Origin of the sequence: Streptomyces sp. BK208 (genome assembly GCF_004364245.1) — a bacterium.
In the GTDB taxonomy this organism is placed as follows: domain Bacteria; phylum Actinomycetota; class Actinomycetes; order Streptomycetales; family Streptomycetaceae; genus Streptomyces.
In genome coordinates this window covers 383404-396664 of sequence record NZ_SOAV01000008.1, presented here as the reverse complement: position 1 = coordinate 396664, position 13261 = coordinate 383404, and the positions used below count along the sequence as shown (strand labels likewise).

Genomic DNA, 13261 nt, shown 5'->3' with positions numbered 1-13261 from the left:
GCGGTGTGCAGCACCGCCCGGTCCTCGGTGATGTTGATCCGCTCACCGCGGAACATCGCGTCCCGCAGCCCGAACACGTCGGTCGCGGCGGCCAGTTGACGCAGCAGCCGCAGGGTCTCGTCGGTGACGAGGTGCTTGGAGTGGTCGACGTACAGGTCCCCCACCCGGAGCGTCCAGCCGGTGCCGCGCCCCGGGTCGGCGGCGAACAGCTCGCGCAGCCGCACGTCGCCGAGCTGCTCGCGGTGCTTGGCCAGCGCGGCCCATTCGGGCGTCTGGTGGAGCCTGGTGCGGCCGTCTGCGTTCATGTCGGACGTCAGCCTTCTTCCTTGGGGTGTCCCAGCTGTCCCGGCTGTACAGCTGTTCCAACCTAGATGATCAGGGTGAAGGCGTCCGACGGAGAACGGACTAGATCTCGCCGCGCAGTTTGGCCAGGGCCTCGGCGAGGATGGCCTCGCCGTCCGCGTCGCTGCGGCGCTCGCGCACGTAGGCGAGGTGCGTCTTGTAGGGCTCGGTGCGCGGCGGGTCCGGCGGGTTGTCCCGGTCCTGTCCGGCGGGGAAGCCGCAGCGCGGGCAGTCCCAGGTCTCCGGGACCTGGGCGTCGCTCGCGAAGCTCGGCTGTGTCTCGTGTCCGTTGGAGCACCAGAAGGAGATGCGCAGACGCGGCGCGGACTCGCCGCGCTCGGCCTCGCCCATCGGCCCCGCCCCGACCCGGCTCCCCCGGATCGCGTTGCCACTTGCCACGGTCGTAACTCCCTGCGTGATGGTGCCGCAAAGCGAGTCGGCGTTTCGCTTCACTGCGAGCGCCTCAGTCTACGTAAGGCCCAACGCGCGTCCAGTGATTGGAGTTACAAGCTCCGATGCGCAGACGCAAGCCCCATGATAGGCGGCGCCGTGAGGCGCGTACCGAACATGGGGCTTTACGTGCACAAGTGTGTGGCGGGGCGGTGCGACCGGTCAGTTGTTGGCCTTCATGAGCAGGCCGAGCACCATGATGCACGCGAACCAGCACAGACCGACCACGACGGTGATCCGGTCGAGGTTGCGCTCGGCGACCGAGGAGCCGCCGACGGAGGACTGCATGCCGCCACCGAACATGTCGGAGAGGCCGCCGCCCTTCCCCTTGTGCATCAGCACCAGCAGCATCAGCAGCGCGCTGAAGACGATCAGGGCGATCGAGAACCCCAAAACCACGGCTGGACCAACTTCCTCGGATTCGGATGGACGACGGGGGCACGGTGACAGCGGGCCACCATGCCCCCGCAAGGGTACGACGTATCGCCGCTAGCGCATACTCACTGGTCGATCTGCCTCTCGACCAGGTGTCGGCTACTGGTCGCGGAAGCGGACGATCTTGACGAACTCGTCCGCGTCCAGCGAGGCACCGCCGACCAGGGCGCCGTCGATGTCGGGCTTCGCCATGATCTCGGCGACGTTCCCGGACTTGACGGAGCCGCCGTACTGGATGCGGACCCGGTCGGCCAGCTCCTGGGAGTACAGCTCGGCGAGCTTGCCGCGGATCGCCGCGCAGACCTCCTGGGCGTCGTCGGCGCCGCAGACCTTGCCGGTGCCGATGGCCCACACGGGCTCGTAGGCGATCACGACGGTCTCGGCCTGTTCGGCCGGGACGTCCTTCAGGCCGCCCTCGACCTGGGCGAGGGTGTGGGCGACGTGGTTGCCCGCCTCACGGACGTCCAGCTCCTCGCCGACGCACAGGATCGGGGTCAGGCCGTGCTTGTAGGCCGCCTTGACCTTGGCGTTGACGATCTCGTCGGTCTCGGCGTGGTACTGCCGGCGCTCGGAGTGGCCGACGGCCACGAAGGCGCACTTCAGCTTGGCCAGCATCGGGCCCGAGATCTCGCCGGTGTAGGCGCCGCCGTCGTGCGCGGAGACGTCCTGGGCGCCGTACTTGATCTTGAGCTTGTCCCCGTCGACCAGGGTCTGCACGGAGCGCAGGTCGGTGAAGGGGGCGAGGACGGCGACCTCGACGGCGTCGTAGTCCTTGTCCGCGAGGGCGAAGGCGAGCTTCTGGACGTGGGCGATGGCCTCGAGGTGGTTGAGGTTCATCTTCCAGTTGCCCGCCATCAGCGGCGTGCGGGTGGTCATCGGGGTCAGTCCTCCAGTGCGGCGAGGCCGGGGAGCGTCTTGCCCTCGAGGTATTCGAGGGAGGCGCCGCCGCCGGTCGAGATGTGGCCGAATGCGTTCTCGTCGAAACCGAGCGTGCGCACGGCCGCGGCGGAGTCGCCGCCGCCGACCACGGAGAAGCCCGGGGCGTCGACGAGGGCCTGGGCGACCGCTTTGGTGCCCTCGGCGTAGTCGGGGTGCTCGAAGACGCCCATGGGGCCGTTCCAGAAGACGGTGGCGGCGTCGGCGAGCTTCGATGCGTACAGCTTGCGGGTCTCGGGACCGATGTCCAGACCCTCCTGGTCGGCCGGGATGGCGTCCGCGGCGACGGTGGTGGGGTTGGCCGGGGCCTTCGTCTTCAGGTCCGGGAACTCGGAGGCGACCAGGACGTCGACCGGCAGGACCAGCTCGACGCCGTTCTTCTCGGCGCGCTCGATGTACTCCTTGACCGCCGGGACCTGGTCCTCCTGGAGCAGGGAGATGCCGACCTCGTACCCCTTGGCCTTGAGGAAGGTGTACGCCATGCCGCCGCCGATGAGGAGCCGGTCGGCCTTGCCGAGCAGCTGGTCGATGACGGCGAGCTTGTCGGAGACCTTGGCGCCGCCGAGGGCGACCACGTACGGGCGCTGCACGTCGTCGGTCAGCTTCTTCAGGACGCCGACCTCGGTGGCGATGAGGTACCCGGCGTAGTGCGGGAGCCGCTTCGGCAGGTCGAAGACGGACGCGTGCTTGCGGTGCACCGCGCCGAAGCCGTCACCGACGTAGACGTCCGCGAGGCCGGCCAGCTTGTCGGCGAAGGCGGCGCGCTCGGCGTCGTCCTTGCTGGTCTCGCCCGCGTTGAAGCGCAGGTTCTCGATGACGGCGACCTGGCCGTCGGCGAGGCCGGAGACGACGGCCTCGGCGGAGGTGCCGACCGTGTCCTCGGCGAAGGCGACGTCGGCGCCGAGCAGTTCACCGAGACGGGCGGCGGCCGGCGCGAGGGAGAAGGCGGGGTCCGGGGCGCCCTTGGGGCGGCCCAGGTGCGAGGCGACGATCACGCGGGCGCCCGCGTCGGCCAGGGCCTTGACGGTGGGCACTACGGCGCGGATGCGGCCGTCGTCGGTGATGGTGGTGCCGTCCAGCGGGACGTTCAGGTCGGCGCGGACGAAGACGCGCTTGCCCGCGACGCCTTCGGAGAGCAGTTCGTCGATCGTCTTCAAGAGGGCTCCTGGGTTCTCGGATCGCTCGTGATCCTACGAGGACTGGTGGCGGCGGACGCGACGCAGGGCCCGGACAGCGCGGCCTTGCGCTGCCCGAGCCCTGCTACCGCATCGAGGTGCCTTGCTGAAGTCGATCAGAGCTGGTTGCCGACGAAGACCGTGAGGTCGACGAGGCGGTTCGAGTAGCCCCACTCGTTGTCGTACCAGCCGAGGATCTTCACCGACTTGCCGTCCTGGACCATCGTCATGGACGAGTCGAAGGTGCAGGAGGCCGCGTCGCCCACGATGTCCGAGGACACGATCGGGTCCTCGGTGTAGAACAGGAAGCCCTTGAGGTCGCCGCCGTCGGCGGCCTTCTTGAACGCGGCGTTGACCTCGTCCTTGGTGACCTCGCGCTGGAGCTCCACCACCAGGTCGGTGGCCGAGCCGGTCGGGACCGGGACGCGCATCGCGATGCCGTCGAGCTTGCCCTTGAGCTGCGGCAGGACCAGCGCGGTGGCCTTGGCGGCACCCGTGGTGGTCGGGATGATGTTCTCCGCGGCGGCACGGGCGCGGCGCAGGTCCTTGTGCGGGAAGTCCAGGATGCGCTGGTCGTTCGTGTACGCGTGCACCGTCGTCATCAGGCCCTTGACGATGCCGAAGTTCTCGTCGAGGACCTTGGCCATCGGCGCCACACAGTTGGTGGTGCAGGAGGCGTTGGAGATGACGTGGTGGTTCGCCGGGTCGTACTTGTCCTGGTTGACGCCCATCACGATGGTGATGTCCTCGTCCTTGGCCGGGGCCGAGATGAGGACCTTCTTCGCGCCGCCCGCGATGTGCTTCTCCGCGTCGGCCTTCTTCGTGAAGATGCCGGTCGACTCGATCACGATGTCGACGCCCAGCTCGCCCCACGGGATGTCGGCCGGGTTGCGCTCGGAGAGGACCTTGATGGTCCTGCCGTCGACGGTGATGGTGTCCTCGGTGTGGGTGACCTCCTGCTTGAGGCGGCCGAGGATGGTGTCGTACTTCAGCAGATGGGCGGTGGTCGCGGTGTCACCCAGGTCGTTGACAGCCACGATCTCGATGTCCGCACCCTGCTCCAGCAGCGCGCGGAAGTAGTTGCGACCGATGCGGCCAAAGCCGTTGATGCCTACGCGGATCGTCACGAACCGATCTCCTCGTTGGTACGCCGGCCCGATGTGCCGGCGAGCTGTATTTGGGATGTCCCCGACCACCTCCGACCCTACCTCTCCACGGGGGCGGGGGTGACATCGAGACGGCCCATACCCGGCAGGGCGGTCCGTACCCGCCAGTAGGGGTACGGACCGCCCTGGGCCACGGGGACCGATCACCCGATTTCGCTACACCGTGACAGTCCCCCGCACACCGGAATTCACTCGTCCAGGGCACGCAGCGCCTGCCGGACCAGGGCCGCGCGGGCCGCCGGTTCGGCGAGGTGCTCCAGGCCGAAGCCCAGCAGCACGGTGTCGTCCGTGGTGACGGCGCCGTAGGTCTGGAAGAGCGTCCCGGTGCGGGCCCAGTCCTTCAGAACGGCGGGGCTGCCCTCCGGGGGTCCGGAGACCCGCCAGGCACCCAGCCCGGTCTCGAAGCCCTCGGTCTCCGCCGTGCCCCCGACCACCAGGGAGGCCTCGTCGGCGAGGACACCGCGGCCGCCCGTGCCGGGGTCGGTGACGTAGGCGATCGACAGCTCGACGGACTTCCCGGCGTAGGCGCTCAGGTCGAACTCGACCTGCTTCCAGCCGCCTGAGGAGCCGGTGAGGCTGTTCCACTGACCGGTCGTGCCGGCCGCGGCGCAGCCGTCGTCGGACTGGGTCAGGTAGTGCCCGAGCCAGGGGTGCTCGCCCATGTAGAACCCGGCCGCGCACTCCGCGGGTACGGCGGTGCCGGTGGCGCCGTTCGCCTCGGGCAGCGTGGTCCAGTCGTCCACGCCGGTGACGTGCGCCTCGACCAGGGCGTGGTCGTAGCCGCGCTCGGTGTCCCACAGCAGCTGGGTACGGAGCGTGGGGCGATCGGAGGCGGTGACACCGGTGAGGTCGACGGTGCGGGTGAGGCGCTTGTAGGCGTCGTCGGTGTGCACTGCGGCAGCCATCCACTCCCCCGCGTACGGCCCGTACGGGTTGACCGTCCCGGCGAACTTCCCGGCGCCCTCGCTCGCGAACTGCGGGTAGCTGCCGGGGTCCAGCTCGTCGGAGGTCACGCTGTAGGTCCCGGCGGCGTCCAGCGGGTTGCCGGGGGCGTCGCCGAGGGTTCCTCCGGCCCGGTCGAGCTTGCCGGAGCCGGTGAAACCGGTGGCGCCGGAGGTGGAGGTGCGGGTGTAGGCGCCCAGGTAGTACTGGCTGAAGTCGTCGGAGAGCGTGCCGCCGCCGAGGTCGACGTCGCCGCCGGCCTGCTCGCCGGCCTCGATGAGCTTGCCGCCCTCGTTGAGGAAGGCGCGCAGCTGCAGCTGGGTGGCGTTGCCGGGCACCGCGGCGCCCGTGTAGTGGGCGACGGTGCCGAAGTGGCCGAGGACGCCGAGCGCGTCGGGGGCGCCCTGTGCGGCGACGTCCCAGACGGCCGCACGCCGGCCGTTGGCCTTGAGCGCGTCCACGTACGCCTGTGTCTGCGTGGCCTTCGCGCCCTCCTCGGCGACGACGAGGACGTCGGCGCGGGGCCGCTCGGCGACCCTGTACGTGAAGTGCTCGCTCTCGGTGCGCTTGCCGTGCCGGTCGTGGCCGCCCCGCGGCTTCTCGCCGGTGAACCAGACCTCGACGCGGTCGCCGGGGCCGGCGCCCCTGACCTTGGCCCGGTACTCGTCGAAGTACAGGTTGTCCTCGCCGCCGTACGTCTCGCCGCCCCGCCAGGGCCGCAGGGCCGTGTCGTGCGTGCGTCCGCCGTTGACGCGGTACCTCAGCTCCTTGTCGCGCACGGACTTGCGGACGACGACGGAGACCTCCTGGTCGGCGCCGCGCGCGTAGGAGGTGGTGAAGGGCGCCGGGGTGAAGTCGGCGGCGTCCAGGCCGACCGCGGAGGACGGCCGGTCGGGGTGGGCGGCGGTCTCGGCTACGGAGAGCGCGAAGGGGACGTTCTTGGCGAACTCCTGCTGGATCAGCTTCTCGTCGTCGGGGAAGTTGAAGCCCGACTGGCAGTCCCGCGCGTTCCACTGGTCGTCGGGGTCCACGTCGGAGGCCGTCTGGCAGGTCGACATCTCCGGGGTGAACATCCCCATGCCGTTGACGTTGGCCGCGTGCCCGTCGGCCTCGCCGTTGGTGGTGTACAGCTCCGAGGAGACCTGCGGGTGGTAACCGGGGATCGCGGAGTTGTCGGGCGTGCCGGCCAGCGCCTTGTAGAGAACGTCGTCCGGGGTGTTCGTGGCCACCTGCCAGCCGACGCCGTAGAGGAGGAGCTCGGCCGCGGAGTGGTAGTTGATGCCGAACGTGAAGCCGATCCGCTTCTGGAAGGCGTCCAGGGCCTTGGTCTCGGGCTCGGAGCCGGGGCTCGCGCCGCGGTAGGTCTCGCTGGTGGGGTTGGGTGACGAGCCCTCGTCGTCGTAGCCCCACTTGTAGGCGAAGTTGCGGTTGAGGTCGACGCCGTCGCCGGTGCCGATGGTTCCGTCGCCGTTGACGTCGCGCAGGTTCTTGCGCCAGAGACGGTTGTCGGTGTTCTCGAAGGTGTAGTCGTAGCCGTCGGGGTTGGCCGACAGGACGAACCACAGCTCGGTGGAGTCGACGATCTCCCTGATCCGCCGGTCCTTCGCGTAGTTGTCCAGGTAGTGGTGCATCAGCCGCCGGGTCATCTCCGGGGTGATCCACTCGCGCGCGTGCTGGTTGGACATGTAGAGGACGGACGGCTTGGAGCCGTCCCGCGTCCTCTTGGCGTGCTTGGTGAGCTTGAGCGCCAGGATGTCCTGGCCCTGTACGGTCTTCCCGATGGAGACGACCTTGGTCAGACCGGGGTTCTCCTGGGCCGTCCGCAGGATCTCCTCGCGCAGTCCGCCGCTGCCGCTGTAGGGGCGGAAGACCCCGTCGGCGGCGCTCTCGACGCGCTGCTCGGCCTGGCTGGACAGGGTGTGCTCGGTGAGGTCGAGGCCCTGCTTCTCCAGCGTGCCGGCCTGTTTCCCGGTGAGGTAGAGCTCGACGGCGGCCGTACCGCGGCCGGGTACCCGCTCGCCGAGTTCGTGGCCGTCCTGGCCGGTGGCGAGGAGCAGGGGTACCTGCTCCCGGGTGACGTCGGCGCGGTAGACCTTCACTTCGTTCGCGTCCGGGGTCGCCGGGTCCGCGGGTTGTGCCTGGGCGACGGGTGCGAAGCCCGCTCCGCCGATCAGGAGCGCGCCGACGGCGAGGATCGATCTCGCTCTTCGTCTCATGAACCCCCCTAGATGGGGCCTGTCCGACAGGCCTGGGTCCGCCACAGTGGCGAACAGGTGCCAGGCTCATGACAGCTCATGATCGAGTCAAGAGTGCGACAGGGACACGCGAACGCCGGTACCGGTCACCCAAGTGGGCGCCGGAACCGGCGCGTTGTCGCGTTCTGACTGCTCGGACCGCCGGAGGCGCGGGATCAGCCGACGAGGTTGTCGGCCAGCTCCTCCTCGCCGAGATTGGCGTCCGTGCCGGCGATGCCGAGGTCCGAGGCCCGCTTGTCGGCCATCGCCAGCAGGCGGCGGATGCGGCCGGCCACGGCGTCCTTGGTCAGCGGCGGGTCGGCGAGGGCGCCCAGCTCCTCCAGGGAGGCCTGCTTGTGCTCCATGCGCAGCCGTCCCGCGGCGGCGAGGTGCTCGGGCACGTCGTCGGCGAGGATCTCCAGGGCGCGCTGGACCCGGGCACCTGCGGCGACGGCCGCGCGGGCCGAACGGCGCAGGTTGGCGTCGTCGAAGTTGGCGAGCCGGTTGGCGGTGGCGCGGACCTCGCGCCGCAGCCTGCGCTCCTCCCAGGCCAGCACCGAGTCGTGGGCACCGAGCCGGGTGAGCAGCGCGCCGATCGCATCGCCGTCGCGGACCACGACCCGGTCCACGCCGCGGACCTCGCGGGCCTTGGCCGGGATCGACAGCCTGCGCGCGGCGCCGACCAGGGCGAGCGCCGCCTCGGGGCCGGGGCAGGTCACCTCCAGGGAGGAGGAACGGCCGGGCTCGGTGAGCGAGCCGTGCGCCAGGAAGGCCCCGCGCCAGGCGGCCTCGGCGTCGCAGGTGGCCCCCGAGACCACCTGCGGCGGCAGGCCCCGGATCGGGCGGCCCCGGCCGTCCACCAGGCCGGTCTGCCGGGCGAGCTGGTCACCGCCCGCGACCACCCGGACGACGAAGCGCGAACCGCGTCGCAGTCCGCCCGGCGCCATCACGATCAGCTCCGAGCTGTGCCCGAAGATCTCCAGGATGTCCCGCTTGAGCCGTCGCGCCGCGTTCCCGGTGTCCAGCTCCGCCTCGATCACGATGCGTCCGCTCACCAGGTGGAGGCCGCCGGCGAACCGCAGGACGGCGGAGACCTCCGCCTTCCTGCAGCAGGTCCGGGTGACGGGGAGCTGGGAGATCTCGCTCTTCACCGCTGCCGTCATCGCCATGGGCCGATCCTTCCATGCATCCGAAAAATACGGTCGTACGCGGCGGCCAGCAGCTCCGGGTCGTGCCTCGGGGTCCCGTCGGTCCGGGCGACCGGAGCCAGTTCGACCGCGGCGCCGAACCGTTTCGCGGCGTCGGTGAGCGAGTCACGGTCGGGCACGGCGGCCTCGTCGGCCAGCACCACGTCCAGGGCGAGTTTAGGGGCGTGTCGTCCCAAAACCTCCAAATGACGCTGCGGGGAGAAGCCCTCAGTTTCTCCGGGCTGCGGGGCGAGGTTCAGCGAGAGCACCCGGCGCGCCTTCGTCTCGGCCAGCGCGTCCAGCAGATCCGGCACGAGCAGGTGCGGAATGACCGAGGAGAACCAGGAGCCGGGGCCCAGCACCACCCAGTCGGCGTCCAGGACGGCGTCGACCGCCTCGGGGACGGCCGGCGGGTCGCTGGGCACCAGGTGCACGGACTGCACCTCGCCCGGCGTGAGCGCCACGGTGGCCTGCCCCCGCACGGTGTCCACCGCGTCGGGCCGCGCCGGGTCGTGGCCCCTGACCAGGGCCTGGAGCTCCAGCGGGACGGCGGACATGGGCAGCACCCGGCCGTGCGCGCCGAGCAGCTTGCCCACCAGGTCCAGCGCCTGGACATGGTCGCCGAGCTGCTCCCACAGGGCGACGATCAGCAGGTTGCCGACCGCGTGTTCGTGCAGGTCGCCCTGGGACTGGAAGCGGTGCTGGATGACGCGGGCCCAGGTCTGGCCCCAGTCGTCGTCGCCGCACAGCGCGGCCAGCGCCTTGCGCAGGTCGCCCGGCGGCAGGACGCCCAGCTCGTCGCGCAGCCGCCCGCTGGAGCCGCCGTCGTCGGCGACGGTGACCACGGCGGTGAGGTCGCCGGTGATCCGGCGCAGTGCGGCGAGCGAGGCGGACAGGCCCATGCCGCCGCCGAGGGCGACGACCTTGGGCTGGGCGCCCCGGCGGCGCGGCTTGCCGCCGCGCGCCTGTTCCGGCCGGGCGGCGCGTGCGGCGGCGGGTCTGCCGCCGCGCCCCTCGGGCACCACCCGGCGCAGCCTGCTCAGCCGCGGAGTACGTCCTGTCATTCCCGTCCCATGTCCCGGTGGACGACCACCGTCTCCACGCCCTCGGCGGCGAGCCGGGCGGCGAGCTTCTCCGACATGGCCACGGACCGGTGCTTGCCGCCCGTGCAGCCGACGGCGACGGTCACATAGCGCTTGCCCTCCCGACGGTAGCCCGCGGCGATCAACTGGAGCAGCTCGGCGTAGCGGTCCAGGAACTCCTTGGCACCGGGCTGGTTCAGGACGTAGCTCGACACCTCCTCGTTGAGGCCGGTGAAGGGGCGCAGCTCCGGGACCCAGTGCGGGTTGGGCAGGAAGCGCATGTCGACGACGAGGTCGGCGTCGACCGGGAGGCCGTACTTGAAGCCGAAGGACATCACCGTGGCCCGCAGCTCGGGCTCCTCCTCGCCGGCGAACTGGGCGTCCATCTTGGCACGCAGCTCGTGCACGTTGAGGCTGGAGGTGTCGATCACCAGGTCGGCGTCGCCGCGCAGCTCGCGCAGCAGCTCGCGCTCGGCGGCGATGCCGTCGACGATGCGGCCGTCGCCCTGGAGGGGGTGCGGGCGGCGCACCGACTCGAAGCGGCGCACCAGGGCGTCGTCGGAGGACTCCAGGAAGACGATCCGTCGGGTGACCGCGCGCGCCTCGAGATCGGCGAGGGACTCGCGCAGGTTGTCGAAGAAGCGCCGGCCGCGGACGTCGACGACCACCGCGATGCGGGCCACGTTGCCCTGGGAGCGGGCGCCGAGCTCCACCATGGTGGGGATCAGTGCGGGCGGCAGGTTGTCGACGACGAACCAGCCCAGGTCCTCCAGGCACTTGGCGGCCGTCGAGCGGCCGGCCCCGGACATGCCGGAGATGATCACCAGCTCGGGGATGGCCGCCTCGTGCGCCCCGGCCTTTTCCTTGCCCGTACTCACCTGTGCTCCGTCGTCGCGGGTCTGTTCCCGTTCCACTGCCTGCTGCGCCCGGTCTCGCTCCGCTGCCTGCGGTGCCTGTTCTCGCTCCGGTGCGGGCTGCGCCTGTTCTCGCTCCGCTGCGGGCTGCGCCTCGTGCTCGGTCATCTCTCCTGCCCCCGTCGTTCGTCCGGGGTGCCCGCGGACACGGGCTCCCCCGGGGCATCCACCGTCGTCCCGGGTGCCCCGTCGTCGTCCTCCATGATCTCTCCGGTCGCCGTGTTCACGGCGGGCGCGGCCGGGGCGGCCCGGGCGAGGGCCACGGCCACGGTCTCGGCCGTCTTGCGGCCTATGCCGGGCACCTCGCAGATCTGGTCGATCGTCGCCGCCCGCAGCTTCTTCACCGAACCGAAGTGCTTGATCAGCGCCTGCTTGCGGGTCTCCCCGAGGCCCGGCACGTCGTCCAGCGGACTGGAGCGGAAACGCTTGGCGCGCTTGGCGCGCTGGTACGTGATCGCGAAGCGGTGGGCCTCGTCGCGGACCCGCTGCAGCAGGTAGAGGCCCTCACTGGTGCGGGGCAGGACGACCGGGTCGTCCTCGCCGGGCAGCCAGACCTCCTCCAGCCGCTTGGCGAGACCGCACACGGCGATGTCGTCGATGCCCAGCTCGTCCAGTGCCCGCTGGGCGGCCGCGACCTGGGGCTGTCCCCCGTCGACGACGACGAGCTGCGGCGGGTAGGCGAACCGCTTGGGCCGTCCGTCCTCGTCCTTGAGCCCCGGGGCCTCGGTGGGGTCCGCGTCGTCCGTGCGGACCGCGCCGTCGCTCACGGCGGTCTCGCCCCCGGTGTGCCGACCGCCGTCGGCCGGTCCCTCGCCGTCCGCCCACTCGCCGGTCTTCTCCTTCTCGGCGAGATAACGGCGGAAGCGCCGGGTGATGACCTCGTGCATGGAACGGACGTCGTCCTGCCCCTCGAAGCCCTTGATCTGGAACCGCCGGTATTCGCTCTTCCGGGCCAGTCCGTCCTCGAAGACGACCATGGAGGCCACCACGTCGTCGCCCTGGAGGTGCGAGATGTCGTAGCACTCGACCCGCAGGGGGGCGCTGTCCAGGTCCAGGGCCTCGGCGATCTCCTCCAGCGCGCGCGAGCGGGTCGTCAGGTCGGAGGCGCGCTTGGTCTTGTGCAGGACGAGGGCCTGCTGGGCGTTGCGCTGGACGGTCTCCATCAGCGCCTTCTTGTCGCCGCGCTGCGGGATGCGCAGCGACACGCCCGAGCCGCGACGCTCGGTCAGCCACTGCTGGACGGGCTCCACCGGGTCGGGCAGCGCGGGGACCAGGACCTCCTTGGGGACCGCGTCCCCGCTCTCCTCGCCGTAGAGCTGCTGGAGCGCGTGTTCGACGAGGGCGCCGGTGGTGATCTCCTCCACCTTGTCGGTGACCCAGCCGCGCTGGCCGCGCACGCGTCCGCCGCGTACGTGGAAGATCTGGACGGCGGCCTCCAGCTCGTCCTCGGCGACCGCGATCAGGTCGGCGTCGGTGGCGTCGGCGAGCACCACCGCGCTCTTCTCCATGGCCTTCTTGAGGGCGCCGATGTCGTCCCGCAGGCGCGCCGCCCGCTCGTACTCCATGTCCTCCGCCGCGTCCGCCATCTGCCGCTCCAGGCGGCGCAGGTAGGTGCCGGTGCGGCCGGTCATGAAGTCGCAGAACTCGTCGGCCAGGTCCCAGTGGTCGTCGGGGGTGATCCGGCCGACGCAGGGCGCGGAGCACTTGCCGATGTAGCCGAGCAGACAGGGACGGCCGGTCCGGGCGGCGTTCTTGAAGACGCCCGCGGAGCAGGTGCGCACCGGGAAGACGCGCAGCAGCAGGTCGACCGTGTCGCGGATCGCCCAGGCGTGCCCGTACGGTCCGAAGTAGCGCACGCCCTTCTTCTTGTGGCCGCGCATCACCTGGACGCGCGGGAACTCCTCGTTCATCGTCACCGCGAGGTAGGGGTAGCTCTTGTCGTCGCGGTACTTGACGTTGAACCGGGGGTCGTACTCCTTGATCCAGGAGTACTCCAGCTGCAGGGCCTCGACCTCCGTGGACACCACCGTCCACTCCACGGACGCCGCCGTGGTGACCATGGTGCGGGTGCGGGGGTGCAGGCTCGCCAGGTCCTGGAAGTAGTTCGCCAGGCGCTGGCGCAGGCTCTTCGCCTTTCCGACGTAGATCACCCTGCGGTGCTCGTCACGGAACCTGTACACCCCCGGGGAGTCCGGGATCTCTCCCGGCCTGGGGCGGTAGCTGGAGGGGTCGGCCATGACTCACACCCTACTGGCGCGGACCGACACTCCGGCGGGGCTGTGGACGACGGGCCCGGCCCCTGTGGACGGCCGAGGGGCGGACGGTGGGGGACGGTGCGGGACCGGTCGGTCACGCCGGGTGGCCGCCCGCACGGCGGCCCCGTGCGTTCTCGGCCAGG

General features: G+C 71.0%; 10 protein-coding genes and 1 pseudogene. All 11 read right to left on the bottom strand.

The features are described 5' to 3' along the window. Nucleotides 1–305 (bottom strand): annotated as a pseudogene (locus tag EV562_RS22030) (glucose-6-phosphate isomerase); the annotation flags it as partial. 100 nt (nucleotides 306–405) lie between these two features. Then, on the bottom strand, nucleotides 406–741 hold the full coding sequence (locus EV562_RS22025) for an RNA polymerase-binding protein RbpA (protein WP_003976875.1): 336 nt from the start codon (nucleotides 739–741) through the stop codon (nucleotides 406–408). 213 nt (nucleotides 742–954) lie between these two features. Beyond that, a complete protein-coding gene (gene secG / locus EV562_RS22020; protein ID WP_133888543.1) occupies nucleotides 955–1191 on the bottom strand; it encodes a preprotein translocase subunit SecG in 237 nt (78 codons plus the stop codon). Nucleotides 1192–1326: 135 nt separating this feature from the next. Further along, nucleotides 1327–2103, bottom strand: coding sequence for a triose-phosphate isomerase (gene tpiA / locus EV562_RS22015; RefSeq protein WP_133888542.1), 777 nt, complete (start codon nucleotides 2101–2103; stop codon nucleotides 1327–1329). A gap of 5 nt (nucleotides 2104–2108) precedes the next feature. Continuing rightward, nucleotides 2109–3320, bottom strand: coding sequence for a phosphoglycerate kinase (locus EV562_RS22010; protein ID WP_133888541.1), 1212 nt, complete (start codon nucleotides 3318–3320; stop codon nucleotides 2109–2111). Between the two features lie 134 nt (nucleotides 3321–3454). Continuing rightward, nucleotides 3455–4465 (bottom strand): type I glyceraldehyde-3-phosphate dehydrogenase, encoded by a 1011-nt coding sequence (gene gap / locus EV562_RS22005; protein WP_133888540.1) that lies wholly within the window; start codon nucleotides 4463–4465, stop codon nucleotides 3455–3457. 227 nt (nucleotides 4466–4692) lie between these two features. Beyond that, nucleotides 4693–7662, bottom strand: coding sequence for a M14 family metallopeptidase (locus tag EV562_RS22000; RefSeq protein WP_133888539.1), 2970 nt, complete (start codon nucleotides 7660–7662; stop codon nucleotides 4693–4695). A gap of 194 nt (nucleotides 7663–7856) precedes the next feature. After that, complete coding sequence (gene whiA / locus EV562_RS21995; protein WP_003976869.1) at nucleotides 7857–8849, bottom strand: DNA-binding protein WhiA; 993 nt, start codon at nucleotides 8847–8849, stop codon at nucleotides 7857–7859. Beyond that, complete coding sequence (yvcK, locus tag EV562_RS21990; protein WP_133888538.1) at nucleotides 8840–9931, bottom strand: uridine diphosphate-N-acetylglucosamine-binding protein YvcK; 1092 nt, start codon at nucleotides 9929–9931, stop codon at nucleotides 8840–8842. The genes whiA and yvcK overlap by 10 nt, the downstream gene beginning before the upstream one ends. Next, nucleotides 9928–10971: an RNase adapter RapZ gene (gene rapZ / locus EV562_RS21985; RefSeq protein ID WP_133888537.1), complete on the bottom strand. Its 1044-nt coding sequence runs from the start codon at nucleotides 10969–10971 to the stop codon at nucleotides 9928–9930. The genes yvcK and rapZ overlap by 4 nt, the downstream gene beginning before the upstream one ends. Beyond that, nucleotides 10968–13100, bottom strand: a complete 2133-nt coding sequence (uvrC, locus tag EV562_RS21980) for an excinuclease ABC subunit UvrC (protein WP_133888536.1) — start codon at nucleotides 13098–13100, stop codon at nucleotides 10968–10970. Before uvrC ends, rapZ begins: the two co-directional genes overlap by 4 nt. Between the last annotated feature and the right edge of the window lie 161 nt (nucleotides 13101–13261).

Coding starts and splice junctions, on each gene's coding strand:
- whiA (WP_003976869.1), bottom strand. CDS start 8,849: ATGGCGATGACGGCAGCGGTGAAGAGCGAGATCTCCCAGCTCCCCGTC.
- uvrC (WP_133888536.1), bottom strand. CDS start 13,100: ATGGCCGACCCCTCCAGCTACCGCCCCAGGCCGGGAGAGATCCCGGAC.
- yvcK (WP_133888538.1), bottom strand. CDS start 9,931: ATGACAGGACGTACTCCGCGGCTGAGCAGGCTGCGCCGGGTGGTGCCC.
- tpiA (WP_133888542.1), bottom strand. CDS start 2,103: ATGACCACCCGCACGCCGCTGATGGCGGGCAACTGGAAGATGAACCTC.
- EV562_RS22000 (WP_133888539.1), bottom strand. CDS start 7,662: ATGAGACGAAGAGCGAGATCGATCCTCGCCGTCGGCGCGCTCCTGATC.
- rapZ (WP_133888537.1), bottom strand. CDS start 10,971: ATGACCGAGCACGAGGCGCAGCCCGCAGCGGAGCGAGAACAGGCGCAG.